Raw genomic sequence first — 16093 nt, 5'->3', positions numbered from 1 at the left:
GCGACCGCGGTCAGCGCAGCTTGCGTGTCTTGTCGAGGACCCGGTCGACCGGCAGCACCGAACCGTCGGCCCCGAGCCAGGTGCGCTGCTCGCAGCGGTGGCAGGACTGGAACTGGACCGGGGTGCCGTCGGTGAGAGTCATCGCCAGCGCGGTGACGCGCTCGCTGCCGCATGCCCGGCAGCGCACGCCCTCACGGGCGCCGCTTTGGGTGAGCGACCCGAGGGGTACCGGCTCCAGGGGGACCCGAGGCGCCCGGGCAGAGCGCCGCCGCCGGGGCGCCGGGGCATCCCCGTGGGCGGCGAGGGAGGCGCTGCGGCTGGCCATGGGCTGCTCCGTCCGGGTGACATCGGCGACCCGACGGCTATCGGCGCCGACGGCGGGGTCCTTGAGCGGGGCACTCACGACTCGTCGGAGGCGAGTACCCGCAGGTGCCCGCGCCGGCCCAGCTCGTGCCGGGGTGCGACCGGCTCGGGCGGCTCGGGGGGGCCGGCGGCTTCGCGCACCGCGGCGGCGAGGGCCTCGAGGTCGTCACGGGAGGGAAGGAAGGACTCCGGGTCGCTCGCCAGGCGCAGCACCTCCCACCCGCGAGGAGCGGTCAACCGGCTGCTGTGCTCGTGGCAGAGGTCGTAGCAGTGCGGCTCGGCATAGGTCGCCAGCGGGCCCAGCACCGCCGTCGAGTCCGCGTAGACATAGGTGAGCGTCGCCACCGCTGGGCGCCCGCACGCGGTGCGGGAGCAGCGTCGGATCAGGCTCACGCGCGGACCGTACCCACCCAGCGCCCCACGGCGGTGTCGCCACGCCGCGCGGGGGCCGGCCGCGTCCTACGCTGAAGCGGTGGGCGCAGCCGGCGGGGCCTCGAGACGACGTCGTCGGGACCGCCACGACCGGGGGGTCCGGGGGCCGCTGGCTCCCCGGGGGGCCCCGCTCGGACGTACCCGCTCGCAGCACTTCGACGACCTCGTCGTCGACGCGTTCGACCGGCTGTCCGAGCGCCTCGGCGACCAGCTCTTCGGGGTGGAGGTGCTCGTCGAGGACGTGCCGCCGGACGAGCCGAGGGACGCCGGCGGACCGATACCGCTGGGCCGCTCGGAGCCGGGGACACGGTCCAGGGCCGCCCGCCTGGTCGTCTACCGGCGACCGATCGAGACGCGGGCCCGGCCGGTCCGCCCGCGTGCCGACCTCGTCCACCAGGTCGTGGTCGGCCTCGTCGCCGACCTCCTGGGCATGGAGCCGGAGGAGGTCGACCCGGACGCCCTCGGCGAGGACTGAGGCGCCGAGGTGACGGGCACCCGATGCGGCCGGATCAGCCGTCCGGCACGCCGACGGCGGGATCCTGGCTCACCGGGGGGAGGGTGTCCGTGAGCGGACTGGAGACCAGCGGCCACTGGGTGGCCACCTGGCCGAGCGGGTCGTCGTACTCCAGCCAGGCCGCGGCCTGGACCGGCCCCGTGCCGGCGACGGGGGCCACCGTCGCGGCGAACTGGTCGGCGCCGCCGAGGACGAGCTCGAGGGAGGTCCCGCCCGTGACCGAGACGGTCGTGGCCCGGCTCGTCCCGTCCGGGCGCAGCAGCGTCACCCGCACCGCCCCGGTCGTCGACGCAGCCGTGAGGAACAGCCGGCTCACCCAGCGCCGGCCGCTGTACATGCCCGGCGAGAGGACCGGCCCGCTGAGGGCGCGCGAGGCCACCGAGTACGTCACGTCGGGCGCGGCCCCCTTCGCGCCCAGCACGTTGCGGACCGCCGCCACGACGGGGACGTCGGAGGTGATGAGCAGCCCGGCCGAGCCGTTGCCGACCTGGGAGATCAGCTGGGCCTGGGTGAGCGTGTGCGCGGGGACGTCGAGGGCGGCCAGCTCGTCGGGGGTGAACCGGCCCTGGCGCGTGATCACCTGCACGCGGACGAGGGCGTCCTGGTCCCCCGGCGCCAGGATCTCCAGGCTGCGGCTGCCCCGCAGGCCTGAGGGCACACCGGCGATCACGAGCCGACGCGCCGGGCCCGCCGTCTGCGGGACGACATCGGCCCCGCGCGGGAGCAGGCCCGCCGTCTGGGCGTCCGTGACGGTCATGGCCAGCCGCCCGGCGCGGACCATGACGTGCAGCGCCACCCGGGCCAGGCCGGGCGCGAGGATGTCGACCCGCAGCGTCGTGTGCCCGTGCGGCGCCACGGTGACGCCGCGACCGGCGGGGGCCGGCACCTCGCCGTGCTCGCCGTACACCAGGACGTCCGCGACCGCTGGCGTCGCGTCGGGGTTGTCCAGCTCGAGGGTGGTGAGCCGGCCCGTCGCACCCGAGCCCCCGACGAACCAGGCGTTGCCGGTCGGAGCGGGGCACAGCTCCCCGGTGAGGCTGCGCTGCGGGCCGGTGCGCACGTAGCGCACCTGGCTGACCGCCGCGCCGGGGGCGAGGGACCCCTGGGCGCGCAGCACCGACGGCACGCTCACCCCGGCGTGGGCGGTGGACGCGACGCTGCCCTGAGCCCCGGGGGCGTCGAGGGCCACCAACGGCTTCCGGGACCCGGACAGCGGGGTCAGGACCGCCGTGCCCGCCGACACCGGCGCCGGAAGGAGGGGGCGAGGCAGCGTCGCCGCGGCGAGGTGGGTCACCGACACCGGGGCGGTCACGGGCGGAGTCGTCGGGCAGACCCGAACGGAGGCGGCCACCGGGACCGTCGTGGGCGTCGCCGGTGTCGGCGGGGCCGGCCGCGCGGTGGCGCCGTAGGCCGTCATCGCCGTCGCGAGGGCCACCGCGCCGCCCAGCAGGGCGAGGCCCCGGCCACGGGGGCTCACGGGGCCACCCCGGTGGGTCGCGCCGCGTGCAGCGGCTCCGGGGGCAGGTCGTCGTCGGGCTCCTCGCGCCGCCGCCGCGCCGGCAAGGCCAGCACGAGCACGACGAGGACGCCGAGGCCCTGGAGCACCAGCGCCCGGTTCCTCGAGGAGGCGTCGTAGCCGACGACGAGGCTCCCGCCGCCCTCGGGGAGCGCGAAGCCCTGGGCCCACCCCGCGTCGACGGGCCGCAGCGCCACCCCGTCCAGGGTGGCCCGCCAGTGGGGGTCCGCCGCCTCCACGAGCACGACGGACCGACCGGCGGGGCCGTCGGGCACGCTCGCCGTGAGTCCCTCCGGCGTCGACGTGCTCAGCAGCAGGCTCGACGCGGGAGCGCCGGGGGTGACCAGGAGCGCGCGCCCTGCCTGTCCCGCGACCCGCCACACCGCGGCGTGGTGGGTGGACGCCAGCCGCTCCAGTCCCGGCGTCTCGTCCAGCGCGGTGACCACCGTCGCCGGCATGGGGCGCAGCACCACGATCGACGCGACGCCGTAGCGGAGCAGCCGCTGGGACGAGTCGTTGTTCTCCACGCCCGCGGCGAGAGAGGAGACGAGCTCGTCGAGTCCGCCCGCTGCGCCGGCCGAGGGGGCCAGCTCCGCGTCGGCCAGCCGGGGGCCCTCGGCGCGCTCGAGGAAGTACGCCACCTGCCCATCGGCTCCGGCCTCGAGGACGAGAGCGGTCGGGTGCCGCGGGCCGGCGTTGGTAGCCGAGACGTACGGGGGCAGCAGCTCGGCAGGCCCGCGGGTGAGGGGGTCGCCGGCCCCACGCGAGACCCAGGCCACCCCTGCGGCCAGGGTCGTCAGCACGGCCGCCAGGGCCAGGAGCACCGTGAGTGGTTGCCGCCAGCCGAAGGTGCGCGCCGCGAGCCGTTCCCGCAGGCCATCGCCACCGACGACGGCTGCCGCCACCAGTCCGCCGCCGAGGATGAGCGTCGCGCCCCCGGGCCAGGGGATCACCGTCGCGGCGCCGTCGGCGTCGTGGGCCCGCACGACGAGGGCCGCCACGGCCAGCCCGAGGCCGACCAGGGCCACCCCCCAGGCCAGCACGACCGGGCGCCGCCGGTCGGGCCGAAGCAGGGAGGCGAGCGCGGCGAGCACCAGCGCGGCGAACAGCCATCGCGGCCCCGCGACCGGCCCTCCCGGCTGGACCAGGTCGAGGGCCCAGGCGGGCAGGGTCGGGTCGACCGTGCCGGGGGAGGGTGCTCCCGCCTCCAGGAACAGCCGCGTCGGGTGGGCCGCCAGGGTCGCCGACCAGGGCAGCAGCAGCAGCGGTGGCACGAGCACCAAGACGAGCAGCCGGGAGGTCGCCGCCCGGCCACGCCAGAGGGAGCGCACGCCACGCCGCATCGCGCCCACGAGCAGCACCGCTACCGCGATCAGCAGGCTCGCGACCCACAGCAGCGGCACGAAGGCTGCGCCCACGGTCAGCAGCAGCACAGCGGCCCAGGTGCGGGGCCAGCGGCTGCCGCCGCGCAGGGCTGCCAGCACCGAGAGCACCAGGAGGGGCAGCAGCCAGCCCAGCACGGCCGTCCCGAGCCGGCCGGCGGCGACGGCGGCGGTCAGCGGGGGCAGCAGCGCGTACGTCGCCGCCGCCCAGACGGCGACCAGCCGACGCTGGGTGAGCCGCTTCGCGAGGACGTACCCGCTCAGCCCCGCCAGCGGGACCGCGAGGAGCAGCAGCACCGAGACGGTGAAGCCGACGTGGCCGAACACCAACCAGGACGGGGCGACCAGGACGGCCAGGTACGGCGGCGCTGCCGTCGAGGACCCCACACCGACCTCGTGCCAGGCCTGCTCGTAGCGCGTCCACAGCTCGGCGGCGCGGGCGGGTGACGGGAGCAGGGCGCCGCCCTGGAGCGCGCCGCCGGTGAGCAGGCGGCGTTCGGCAGCCAGAGTGACCGCCAGCAGGCCGAGGGCGAGCCAGGTCCCGGTGCGGGAGAACAGGCGGCGCAGCGCGGAGGGACCCGACCCGGCCTCGACCAGCTCCTCGCCGTCCGCCGAGGGGCCGGTCTCCAAGGCGCTGCCGGAGCCCGCAGTGCCGCCAAGGCTCAGCAGGCCGAAGGCGGCCTCCACCCCCTGGCGGACATGCAGGCCGGTCGGTGCGAGCAGGGGCCTGATCTCCGCCCAGGGACGGGCGCGCAAGCCTCTGCGCCGCGACCGCACCCGCACGACCCGGTCCGGGCGGGCCAGGACGGCCGCCATCGCGACGAGCTCGTCGAGCCCCTCGCCGGGCGCCTTGGCGAGGACGAGGCCGAGGGCACGCAGCAGGGACCCGAGGAAGAGCCTCAGGTAGGTCCAGGGCAGCAGCCGCCCGGGCAGGTTCCCCAGGAGGAGCAGGAGGGCCGAGCGCCGGTCGGCCCGGTGCGGCCGCTCCGCGAAGCTCGCCTCGCCGTGCCGGCGACCGCGGGCCGCCGCCTCCACGTGGTGGACCACGGCGTCCGGCGCGACGACGACCTCGTGGCCGGCCCGCCAGGCCCGCCAGCATAGGTCCACGTCCTCGCGGAACATGGGGAAGGCCGGGTCGAAGCCGCCGAGCTCGTCCCAGACGTCTCGTCTCACGAGCATCCCCGCCGAACCCGCCGCCAGGACCTCGCGGCGGTGGTCGTGCTGGCCCTGGTCGGTCTCGTCGCGCTCGAGCCAGGTCTCCCGGCGGCCACCCCGCCCCACGCTGACCCCGAGCTCGAGCAGTCGCCGGCCCTCGTGCCACCCCCTGACCTTGGGCCCGATCACCCCGGCCCGCGGATTGCGCTCGGCGACGAGCAGCAGGTGCCGCAGCGCGTCGGCCTCGGGAGCGCAGTCGTCGTGGAGCACCCAGACCCACCCGACGCGCGGGGCGTCGACCTCGGGGCTGGGCAGCCCCGGCGCGCCGGCGTAGGCAAGGACGGCCTCGCCGACCGCGGCCCCGAACGGCGTCGACGGGCCGGCGTCGATGAGCCCCGCCTCGGTCAGTGAGTCGGCGAGGAGGCGGCGGCTGGCGTCGGTGGACCCGGTGTCGACCGCGACCACCCGCTGGGGCGCCAGCGTGAGATCGGCCAGGGCGGTGAGCACGTACGGCAGCCAGCGCGCGCCGTTGTGGCTGACCAGGACCGCCGTCACGTCGTGGCGGGTGAGCCGGCCCTCCAGGCGCTGCGCCTCCAGCCGCTCCGCTCGACGGAGGTCCTCGAGGACCTCGTCGTCGAGGAGCGCGCCCGGGACGAGCGGGTCGAGGGAGTCCGACGCCGGCGCGCTCGCGGTGTTCTGGGGGATCTGGGTCACGTCACGTGGTGGGGGCTCGCGGCCGGTCGCTCCGGCGGCGGCCCACCCTACGCGAGGTGGCTCAGACCGCCTGCTTCTTGAGCCGGCGGCGTTCCCGCTCCGACAGGCCGCCCCAGATGCCGAACCGCTCGTCGTGCGCGAGCGCGTACTCCAGGCACTGCGCCCGGACCTCGCACGAGAGGCAGACCTTCTTGGCCTCGCGCGTGGAGCCGCCCTTTTCGGGGAAGAACGCCTCCGGGTCGGTCTGCGCGCACAGCGCCCGCTCCTGCCAGCCGAGCACGCCCTCGTCGGGTTCGACCGCGCCGAGCTCCTCGGGCCCGAGGTAGGCGACCCTGCCGTCGAGCGCCGCCTCCTCCTCCGGGGCAGCGTCCTCGGACGTCCCGGCGATCGACCGGCTCCGCGGGGAGATCATCAGCTCGACCACGCTCATCGCGCGACCCTCCTCGACCCAGGTCCCCGGGCCCAGGTCCGCGCCCCAGGAACGGGCAGGAGGACCGAGGCCCGAAACGACATGAGTGGAATTACATGCGCGTCGACGGACGCGCGTCAAGTGCGGGTTCCCCTGGACGGATGTCCAGCGGGATATCCACAGGTGCGCCATTCCGAGCGCTTTCCGCGCCTGACAGCATGACCGGGTGCGGATCACGGCGCTGGCGGGCGGAGTCGGCGGCGCCCGCTTCCTGCGCGGCCTGCGCGACGACCTCGCGGCCGATCCGACGTACGGCCCGCAGGGGCCCGACCCGGCCGAGATCACCGTCGTGGTCAACACCGCCGACGACATCACGCTGTTCGGGCTGCGGGTCTGCCCGGACCTCGACAGCGTCATGTACACCCTCGGCGGGGGCATCGACGAGGACCGCGGCTGGGGGCGGGGGTCGGAGAGCTTCGTGGTCAAGGAGGAGCTCGCCGCCTACGGGGCCGAGCCGCAGTGGTTCGGGCTGGGCGACCGGGACCTGGCCACCCACATCGTGCGGACCCGGATGCTCGACCAGGGCTACCCGCTGTCGGCGGTCACTGAGGCCCTGTGCAGCCGGTGGCAACCGGGCGTCCGCCTCCTGCCCATGAGCGACGACCGGGTCGAGACGCACGTGACGATCGGCTCCGGCGAGGATCGGCGGGCCGTGCACTTCCAGGAGTGGTGGGTACGCCTGCGCGCCGCCGAGCCCGCCTCGGCCATCGCGCCCGTCGGGATCGAGGACGCCCGGCCGGCTCCCGGGGTGCTGGAGGCGATCGAGCGCGCCCAGGTCATCCTGCTGCCGCCGTCGAACCCGGTCGTCTCCATCGGTCCGGTCGTCGCCGTGCCGGGGGTGCGCGATGCCCTCCTCGGCGCGCCCGCGCCGGTCGTGGGCGTGTCCCCGATCATCGGGACCGCCCCGGTGCACGGCATGGCCGACGCCTGCCTGGCGGCCCTCGGCCTGCCGACGTCGGCGGAGGTGGTGGCCCGGCTGTACGAGCCGTTCCTCGACGGCTGGCTGGTGGCCGAGCAGGACGCCGGCACCGTCGTGGCGCCGAGCATCACGCTGCGGGCGCGGCCACTGCTCATGAGCTCTGCGGAGGCCACCCGAGCCCTCGCCCGGGCCGCCTTCGACCTGGCCCTGGAGCTGGCCCCGGAGGTGGCGACGTGACGACTCCGGCGGTCGAGCTGACCGTCCTGCCCGTCCTGGGTCTGCCGGAGGTCGGGCCGGGGGACGACCTGGCCGCGCTCGTCTCGGCCGCCTTCTCGGACCTGCGCGACGGGGACGTGCTCGTCTTGACGAGCAAGGTCGTCGGCAAGGCCGAGGGACGGCTGCGCCCGGACCGGGAGTCGGCGATCGACGAGGAGACCGTTCGCGTCCTCGCGCGAAGGGGAGACACGCGCATCGTCGAGACCAGGCACGGCTTCGTGCTCGCCGCCGCCGGGGTCGACGCGAGCAACACCCCCGAGGGCAGCGTCGTGCTTCTCCCGGAGGACCCCGACGCCTCCGCCCGCCGGGTGCGCGCCGCGCTGCGCGACAGCCCTGGCGTCGATGTCGCCGTCGTCGTGTCGGACACCTTCGGCCGGCCGTGGCGCTACGGCCTCACCGACGTCGCCGTCGGCGTCGCCGGACTGGCACCCCTGGCCGACCATCGTGGGATGCGCGACGCCTTCGGCCACGAGCTCGGGGTCACCGTGACCGCGCTGGCCGACGAGGTCGCGGCCGCGGCCGAGCTGGTCAAGGGCAAGCTCGCCGGCATCCCGGCCGCCGTCGTGCGCGGCCTGCCGGGGGTGGTCGGCGCACCCGACGGCCCGGGCGCGGCGGCGTACGTGCGGCCGCCGGCGGAGGACATGTTCAGGTACGGCCACCGGGAGACCCTGCTGGCCCGACGCACCGTCCGCTTCTTCACCGACGAGCCGGTGGACCGCGCCGACGTGCTGCGCGCGGTGGCCGCCGCGGTGACCGCCCCGGCGCCTCACCACACGCAGCCCTGGCGGTTCGTGCTGGTCGAGAATTCCTCGACGCGGCAACGGTTGTTCGACGCGATGGCGGAGCAGTGGGCGCTCGACCTGCGCGCTGACGGCTTCACCGAGGAGCAGGTCGGGCGACGGCTCAGGCGTGGCGAGGTCCTGCGCCGGGCGCCGTACCTCGTCATCCCCTGCCTCGTCCCGGAACGCCTCCACCCCTATCCCGACCCACGGCGCGCCCAGGCCGAGCGGGAGCTGTTCGTCGCGGCCATGGGAGCGGGCGTCGAGAACCTCCTCGTGACGCTCTCGGCCGAGGGGCTGGGGTCGGCCTGGGTGTCCAGCACGATGTTCTGCCGCGACGTGGTCCGCGAGGTGCTCGACCTCGACCCGGCGTGGGATCCGATGGGCGCGGTCGCGGTGGGCCGCCCCGCCGAACCCCCCGCCGAGCGGCCAGCCCCCGACCCCGAGCCGTTCACCCTGCTGCGCTAGGGAGGGGTGCCCGAGGCGGTCGCGCCTCAGCGCCCGCGGTGGTCGAGCGGGGCGTAGCGCGGGCCACGGCGGGGGCGGGACACCCCGGACAGCTCGACCATCCGCACCACGCGGTAGCGGTGCCCGGCGTACGGCTGCAGCAGCTCCAGCAGGCGGGCGTCGTCCCCGTCCATCTCGCCGGTGAGCGCGTAGACGACCTGCTGGGCGAGGTGGGCGTCCCCGAGGGACACCGCGTCCGGGTCGCCGTACGCCCGCTGGCGCACCTCCGCCGCGGTCCAGACCCCCACGCCGGGCAGCGAGCGCAGCGCCCGCTCCGCCTCGACGTGCGGCAGGGCGAGGGTCCGCTCGAGGGCGGCCGCCCGCGCCGCCGCCGCGACCACCGTCCGGGAGCGCTCCGGGCCGACCCTGGCCCGGTGCCACTCCCAGGAGGGGATCAGGCCCCACGTACGCGGGTCGGGAGGGACCGTGAGCGCGGCGGGAAGTACCCCCGCCGGCCCGGGTGCGGGGGTGCCGAAGCGCAGGACCAGGCGGCGGAACGCGTGGCGCGCCTCCAGCCCGGTGACCTTCTGCTCGAGGATCGCCGGGACGAGGGACTCCCACACCCGCCCGCTGCGCGGCACCCGCCAGCCGGGGCGGGAGCGCCAGGTCCGGCGGATCAGCGGGTGCGCGTCGTCGGCCCGCACGCGGGCCTCCCAGTCGGCGATGTCGTCGTCGGCGCCGAGCAGGCGGGGCAGGGTGTCGAGCAGCCACCGGGCACCCGGACCCCAGGCCGTGGCCGACACCGCGTCGGCCAGCACGGCGAGGCGTTGGGTTCCGGGGCCGTCGGGTGTCCGGACGGCCCGCCAGAGCCCGTCGCTCGCCACCCGGAACGTCGGGTCGCCGCTCCCGCGCCGCAGCGGACCCAGCGTGGCGGCAAGGTCGACCGGACGTCCCGGCGACCAGGTGCGGGAGAGTCCCTCGAGCGTCGCGGCACCCACGCTCAGGCGTCGCTGGAGACGCGGACGGCCTTGTCCGGCAGGTGGACGTCGGCCCAGACCCGTGCACCGGCGACCAGCTCGCAGTCGGCCCCGACGAAGGCCCCGTCACCGACGACCGCGTCCTCGAGCCGCGTCCGCTCGCCGACCACCGCGTCGACCCCGACGACGGACCGACAGGCGCGCACACCCGACCGCACGACGGCACCGGAGGCGACGACGCAGCCGTCGACAATCGCGTCGCCCTCGACGACGGCGCCGGGACCGACGACGCTCCCGCCGGTGATCCTCGCGCCGGGCGCGACGCGCGCACCCTCCAGCACCAGCGACTCACCGGCCGGGCCTGGCCGGGCCGGTGAGTGCAGGACGCCGCGGACGACGTCGCAGGAGCCGCGGACGAGGGCGGCCGGCGTGCCGAGGTCGAGCCAGTACGCCGTCTCGACGTAGCCCTGCACCACGGCTCCGCCGGCCAGCAGCCCGGGGAAGGTCTCCCGCTCGACCGAGACGACCCGGCCCGAAGGGATGGCGGCCACGACGGACCGACGGAACACGTAGCAGCCGGCGTTGATCCGGTTGGTCGGCGGGTTCTCGGACTTCTCGAGGAAGGCGGTGACCCGGCCCGTCGCGTCCGTCGGCACCGACCCGAACGGGCGCGCGTCCTCGACCTCGACGAGGTGCAGCGTGACGTCGGCACCGACGTCCCGGTGCATCCGCAGCTGGGCGCGCAGGTCATGGCCGGACAGCACGTCGCCGTTGAGGATCACCACGGGGTCCTCGGCCCCGCTCTCGAGGCGGGTGCCCGCGTTCGCGATGGCTCCCCCGGTCCCGAGCGGCTCCTCCTCGGTGACGAGGACGAGCTCGACGCCCCACGCCGAACCGTCACCGAGCCGAGCGAACACCTCCGGCCGGTACGCCGTCGCGAGCACGACCCGGGTCACGCCCGCCTCGGCCGCCAGCGCGAGCTGGTGGGCCACGAACGGGACCCCGGCGACGGGCAGCATCGGTTTCGGGCAGCGCAGGGTCAGCGGCCGCAGCCGCGTCCCGAGCCCCCCGACGAGCAGGACGGCCTCCATGCCCCGAGGGTAGGGGCCGGGCCGACGAGCGGCCCTATCCGGCCCACCAGCCGAGCGCCTCGACCGCCACGTCGGCGCGCCCCCGGGAGGCGATCAGGTCCACCAGGTCGCCGGTCCCCGGTCGGACCACGACCAGGGTGCGGGCGTCGTGGCCGGCCTGGTAGGCGAGCACGCGAGTGGCCTTGTCGCCGTGCCCGCCGACGCTCAGGAAGCCGACGCTCGTCGGCGTCAGGACGTCGACCTGCAGCAGGAGGGCGCGCACACGATTCACCGGCAGTCCCCCCTGTCCGAGCAGGGACAGGTGCCGGACCTTCCCTGCGACCAGCCCGGAGCCTCCCGTGGTGTCGACGACGCGGACCGGTTGCGCGAGGGAGCGGAAGCGACCCAGCGCCTGGCGACCGTCGTCGGGCAGGTAGTAGCCCAGCACCACCGCGGACACGGTGGCCGACCCGCCGGCCGCCACCTCGGCGGCCCCGCCGGTCAGCGGCGCGAACACCGTCGCTGACTGCGTCGCTCCCGCCGGCAGCACGAGACGGGGGACGAACGGCCCGCCGGCCGAACCGGCGACCTGCAGCGTGGTGCTCGCCGAGGCGCGGGCGGTGAGGGCGAGCAGGACCCCTGTCGCGCTCGACGGGACGCCCGCGGAGGCGACGGGGAGCGAGAGCGGCGAGGCGGCGCTAGCCGTACCGCCCCGGACCGGTGTGGGGGTGAGGGTGACCAGCCGCTGCCCGACCGCCCCCGCCTGCGTGGCGTACCCGAGGGCCCGCACCCTGACGTTGAGCGCGCGGGGCGAGACCAGCGTCACCGACCCGTTGCGGCCCGGCGCGACGACCGTCGACGCGACCCCCGAGGAACCCGGCGCGAGGTCCAGGATCGGTGCGACCGCCGCCTGCCCCGACGGGGCGAGCGTCACCGTGCTGGCCGCTGCCGCCCGGCCGGTCGACACGAGGAGCCAGACAGAGCCCACCAGCGTGCTGGGGATGCCCTGGGTGCCGCTCACGCGCACCTGGGTCGCCACGCCGGGCTTCAGCCGGACGGTCGCCAGGGTCGGTGTGGGCAGTGGCACGTACGTCGACCAGGCCGAGCCTGGTGTGACGCGCACGGTCACCGTCGCCGAGAGGCCGAGGGCGTTGCGAGCCCCGATGGTGACCGTGTACGTCGACCCGTTGATCAGCGCTGGCAGCACGAGCGAGCGGGCCGTCGGCCCGGCACGGTAGGACCGGGCGCCCGGGTTGAGCCTGACCTGGTACTCGGTGATCGCGGAGTTGCCGGAGCTCGCCGGGGGGGCCCACCTCAGCAGCGCGCTGCGGTCCCGCGGCACCACGGTGACCGCGGTCGGCACCGTCGACACCGAGCGGGTCGACGGTGGTACCGGCGTCACCGGCGACGACACCTGCGGGTACGGCGGCTGCGCCGGCGTCGGCACGACGCGCCACCAGTCGCTGCGCAGGCCGAGTGCGGTGCGGAAGGCCACTCCGGAGACCGTCACCTGGCCCTTGCGGCCGACGACCGTCACCTGCGTGACCCGACCGCCCCAGCTCCCGTGCCCGTCGCGGGCCGAGGCGGTGACCGACGTCAGGGCGCCGACGGAGGGCCAGGCGGCCTGGACCGAGGAGGCGCGCACGCTCCCCGACCACGAGTGGCCCCAGTTGGCGCTGCCGGTGAGGACCGCGTCGTAGGGGTCGGCCTTGGCGACCAGGTAGGGCTGGCTGCCCGCCTCGGTCCAGCCGCCGTCGGCGGAGGAGTACTGCGCGAAGGCTGCCTTCCCCCGGTAGGCGAGGTACTCACCGGCGGTCGCGGTCGAGCCCGCCGCCTCGGGGGAGGTCTCTCCCGAGTACCCGCCGTAGACCTGGTCCGCGGTGCTGTCGACCAGGTCCCACCGGGCGGACGCCGGAGCGTGCTGGCTCTTGTAGAGGGCGTAGCTGCGCGCGGCGACCGCCTGCGCCTGGTAGGCCGCCGGCTCCCAGCCACCGGGCAGCTCGGCGGAGACGACCGAGCGCACGTAGTCGTCGAGGCGGACGTCGGAGACCGCGGCCAGGGAGGTGCCCGAGGCGTCGGGAGTGGCCTCGATGGTCCCCCGGTAGGTCCGCAGCCTGCCGGCCGTGTCGTACACCGAGACCCGGCTGGTCGAGGGCGCGCCCGGCGGCGCGGTGAACGCCTTCCCGGGCGTGGACGTGAAGCGCAGCGCACCGCTCAGCCCGGTCCATCCCTTGAGCGGGGTGGACGTGCTCCCATGCACCCCGTAGAGGTCGAGGTGACCGTGGGAGTTCAGGCGTGCCCGCCAGACGGTGACCTTCGCGCCGCCGAGCTTCGAGGGCAGCGCGGCCACCCTGGTGGCGTCCGAGACGAACAGCCCGGGGCTGGCCTTGACGCGCACGTCGGGAGCCCCGGCGACCCTGCGCACCCGGCCGAGCAGGTCGACGCGCACCCGAGTGGTGCTCGGCGCGGTCTCCAGGGTGGTCCCCGGGTAGTAGAAGGCCAGGATCTGGGCTGCCGTCAGGCCCTTGATCGCCGCGCCGGCGGCGCCGAACTGGGACATCCCCCGCCCGTGGCCGTACCCGAGCCCCTGCAGCTTGACGGTCGAGCCGTCCACGCCCGGCTCGAAGGTGTCGGGGTCGGGGTCGACGGCCACCTTGGCCAGGAACGGGACCGCCGCGGCGTCAGAGGTCCAGCTCGTCAGGCTGAGCGAGTAGACCCCGGCGGGGACCCGCTCGCCGTCGGTGGCCGTACCGTCCCAGGCCGCGCTGATCGCACCGCCCGCCGCTGCCGTTCCGGTGATCGTCCGGACCGGGTGCCCGGCCGGGTTCGCGACCTGCAGCTGCCAGTGCTGGGCCGCCAACGCCTTCGCCGTGAGGGTGACCGGCTTCGCCGAACCCTTCGCGAGGACGTATCCGGACATGTGCGGGGACAGGATCGCCGCCCCCATCATCTTGGCGACCGCAGACCGGATCGCCGGCAGCTTGGCGTAGAGCATGTTGCCCGGGCACTGCGTCAGACCGGCGTCTCGATGCCCGGAGATGGCGTTGAAGGTGTGCGCGGTGCCGTCGGGGAACCGGGAGGTGGTCCCCGCGCCGCTCGAGGCGACGAGGGTGACCTTGCCCTGCGGGTCGACGTGGTAGAGCCCCAGCTTCCAGGCGAGGATCCGCTCCATGCTGCGCAGCATCGCGGCGCTGGGGGCGACCGAGGTGTACGTGCCCAGCGCCGACACCGAGAACGTGGAGGGGTTGAAGCCACCGGTGGCCGCCGAGCGGACCGCCCGGGCCAGGCCGCCGGCGCGCCCCTCGAAGATCTGGCCGTACTTGTCGACGATGACGTTGTAGGCGATGTCGGACCAGCCGAGGCCCTCGGTGTCGTAGGCGTAGATCGAGCGGACCGCCGCCGGGGCCTGCGCCTTCGTGTAGGAGTTCGAGGACGCCGTGTGGTGGATGAAGGCCATCTTCACCGTGCTGTCGTAGACCGGGGAGCCGCTGCGCAGCGACTCATCGGCCCCCCACTGGGCCCGCGTGACGATCTGCGGCATGGACGTGGCGGCCGCGGCCGTCGACGGCGCGGTCGCGTCCAGGTGCGCGTCGGCGGCCGACGTCCCCGGGTCGATGAGGTCCACCCGGAGGTCGGCGGGCAGGCGCCCGCTCACGAGGTCGACGCGGACCTGGACGCCGGTCGAGGGACCGGCGAAGTAGGGGTCGGTCCCGGCCCGGCCGTTTCCTGACGCGGACGGCACGTCGGCGTCCGCCTCCAGCGTGGTCCACGGCTGCCACGACCCGTCGAAGGTGCGCACGGCGACCCGCAGGTCCGGTGCCGCGCCGGCCGGCCTTCGCCAGGTCACACCGACGGCGCTGAACGCCGGGGTCCGCAGCTGGCCGGTGAGCACCGCCGGTGCCTCCTCGGAGTCGCGGGTCCACGCCGCCGTCGAGTCCGCGACCGCGGCGGGGGCACGCCGCGCCGCGCTCAGCGCGGTGGCGTCCACCCCGACGAGGGCGATGGTGTGGATCCTGGGGGCGACCGGGTGCGGGTCGGCGGCTGAGGCGGTCACCGTCGGCAGGGCCACGACGGCGACCGTCGCGAGCAGAGTGAGCACGAGTGCGGAGGTGAGCTGGCGCAGTACGGGGGGCACGGGGGAACGGCTCCCTTTCCGGCGTGGGCGTCGGCCCGGCGGGTGGCGGTCAGGGCCGGCCACACTCACCCGACGTGGTCACGGACCCAGGAGGGGTATCGGCCGGACCCTAGTCGCGCCTAAGCCGCCCGCGGAAGGTGGATCGGGACGATCCGGACGAATCGGGCCCCGTCCCCGCGAGGGTGTCCAGACCGCAGCGAGATCTGTCATGGTGGCGTCGTGGCCGACTCGCTGGCTGAGCTCGTGCACGACCTGCTCGTCGGGCGGGTCGCCGGCAGCGCGGCGCGGCCGGTCCTCGTGCACCGGGACGAGGCCCTGGGCAGCCGGGTGGAGCTGTCGGCCATCAGCCTGGCCAACACCGTCGCGAAGGCGTCGTCGCTGTTCTCCTCGGCGAAGCCGGGCGGCGGCGTCCGGCTCGGCGTGCCCACGCACTGGCTCGTCGGGGCCCTGGCCCTCGGTGCGTGGCACGCCGGTCACGAGGTGGTGGTCTCGGACCAGCCGGCCCCGGCCACCTCGGTCGCCGTCGTCGGCCCCGACGCGGGGGCGTCGGGCTTGGCCGAGCAGACCTACATCAGCCGGCTGCACCCCCTCGGCCTGCCCTTCGACGACGAGCCGTCCTGGCCGCTCGCGGACCTCGCGCCCGCGTTGCGCGAGGGGCCGGACGAGCTCCCCCCGCCGGCCGCACCCTCCGCCGACCCGGAGGCGCGCCAGCGCGAGAACGCCCTGGTGGCCGCCGCCCGGACCTGGACCGCGGCCCTCGGCGCCCGTCCCGTCCTGCTCAGTGCGCACCCCGCGCACCGCACGCGCGGGCTGCTGGCGATCACCCTCGTGCCGCTGCTCGACGACGGCTCCACCGTGCTCGTCACCGGGACCGCGGACCCGGGCCGGCTCGCCGAGCTGGCGGCCGAGGAACGCGCGACGGTCGTCTGGGCCCCGAACTGATGC

Annotated in this window: 12 protein-coding genes; 4 read left to right on the top strand and 8 right to left on the bottom strand. The window is 76.0% G+C overall.

All coding sequences use genetic code 11. The annotated features are described in order from the left end of the window. Nucleotides 1–10 precede the first annotated feature (10 nt). Nucleotides 11–325, bottom strand: coding sequence for a hypothetical protein (locus tag VMI11_06160; GenBank protein ID HTY71994.1), 315 nt, complete (start codon nucleotides 323–325; stop codon nucleotides 11–13). A 74-nt stretch (nucleotides 326–399) separates the two neighbouring features. Beyond that, a complete protein-coding gene (locus VMI11_06155) occupies nucleotides 400–756 on the bottom strand; it encodes a DUF3499 domain-containing protein (GenBank protein ID HTY71993.1) in 357 nt (118 codons plus the stop codon). A 79-nt stretch (nucleotides 757–835) separates the two neighbouring features. On the opposite strand from VMI11_06155, the gene VMI11_06150 reads away from it, so the two are divergent. Continuing rightward, nucleotides 836–1270: a metallopeptidase family protein gene (locus VMI11_06150; protein ID HTY71992.1), complete on the top strand. Its 435-nt coding sequence runs from the start codon at nucleotides 836–838 to the stop codon at nucleotides 1268–1270. Between the two features lie 34 nt (nucleotides 1271–1304). On the opposite strand, the gene VMI11_06145 is transcribed toward VMI11_06150, so the two are convergent. The 3 genes from VMI11_06145 to VMI11_06135 form a co-directional block, all read right to left on the bottom strand. Next, the gene (locus tag VMI11_06145; GenBank protein ID HTY71991.1) at nucleotides 1305–2786 is read right to left on the bottom strand and encodes a DUF5719 family protein; all 1482 of its coding nucleotides are present in this window, start codon (nucleotides 2784–2786) and stop codon (nucleotides 1305–1307) included. Then, complete coding sequence (locus VMI11_06140) at nucleotides 2783–6076, bottom strand: glycosyltransferase family 2 protein (GenBank protein ID HTY71990.1); 3294 nt, start codon at nucleotides 6074–6076, stop codon at nucleotides 2783–2785. Before VMI11_06140 ends, VMI11_06145 begins: the two co-directional genes overlap by 4 nt. A 61-nt stretch (nucleotides 6077–6137) precedes the next feature. Then, a complete protein-coding gene (locus VMI11_06135; GenBank protein HTY71989.1) occupies nucleotides 6138–6356 on the bottom strand; it encodes a WhiB family transcriptional regulator in 219 nt (72 codons plus the stop codon). A gap of 355 nt (nucleotides 6357–6711) precedes the next feature. Between VMI11_06135 and cofD the strand changes: the two genes are divergently transcribed. Together cofD and VMI11_06125 are read left to right on the top strand one after the other, a co-directional pair. Beyond that, a complete protein-coding gene (gene cofD / locus VMI11_06130; protein ID HTY71988.1) occupies nucleotides 6712–7701 on the top strand; it encodes a 2-phospho-L-lactate transferase in 990 nt (329 codons plus the stop codon). Continuing rightward, the gene (locus tag VMI11_06125) at nucleotides 7698–8987 is read left to right on the top strand and encodes a coenzyme F420-0:L-glutamate ligase (protein ID HTY71987.1); all 1290 of its coding nucleotides are present in this window, start codon (nucleotides 7698–7700) and stop codon (nucleotides 8985–8987) included. Before cofD ends, VMI11_06125 begins: the two co-directional genes overlap by 4 nt. Nucleotides 8988–9013: 26 nt before the next feature. Here the strand turns inward: VMI11_06125 and VMI11_06120 are convergent, their stop codons facing one another. The 3 genes from VMI11_06120 to VMI11_06110 are packed head-to-tail and all read right to left on the bottom strand — an operon-like array spanning nucleotide 9014 to nucleotide 15148. Further along, a complete protein-coding gene (locus VMI11_06120; protein HTY71986.1) occupies nucleotides 9014–9964 on the bottom strand; it encodes a DNA-3-methyladenine glycosylase 2 family protein in 951 nt (316 codons plus the stop codon). 2 nt (nucleotides 9965–9966) lie between these two features. Beyond that, entirely contained in the window at nucleotides 9967–11034 is a 1068-nt protein-coding gene (locus tag VMI11_06115; GenBank protein HTY71985.1) for an NDP-sugar synthase, read from the bottom strand. A gap of 34 nt (nucleotides 11035–11068) precedes the next feature. Continuing rightward, nucleotides 11069–15148 (bottom strand): SpoIID/LytB domain-containing protein, encoded by a 4080-nt coding sequence (locus VMI11_06110; protein ID HTY71984.1) that lies wholly within the window; start codon nucleotides 15146–15148, stop codon nucleotides 11069–11071. Nucleotides 15149–15367: 219 nt separating this feature from the next. On the opposite strand from VMI11_06110, the gene VMI11_06105 reads away from it, so the two are divergent. Next, nucleotides 15368–16090, top strand: coding sequence for a TIGR03089 family protein (locus VMI11_06105; protein ID HTY71983.1), 723 nt, complete (start codon nucleotides 15368–15370; stop codon nucleotides 16088–16090). The last annotated feature ends 3 nt before the right edge of the window (nucleotides 16091–16093 follow it).

It is taken from the genome of Actinomycetes bacterium, from assembly GCA_035506535.1.
Classification (GTDB): domain Bacteria; phylum Actinomycetota; class Actinomycetes; order DATJPE01; family DATJPE01; genus DATJPE01.
This window is presented reverse-complemented; position numbering and strand designations above follow the sequence as displayed.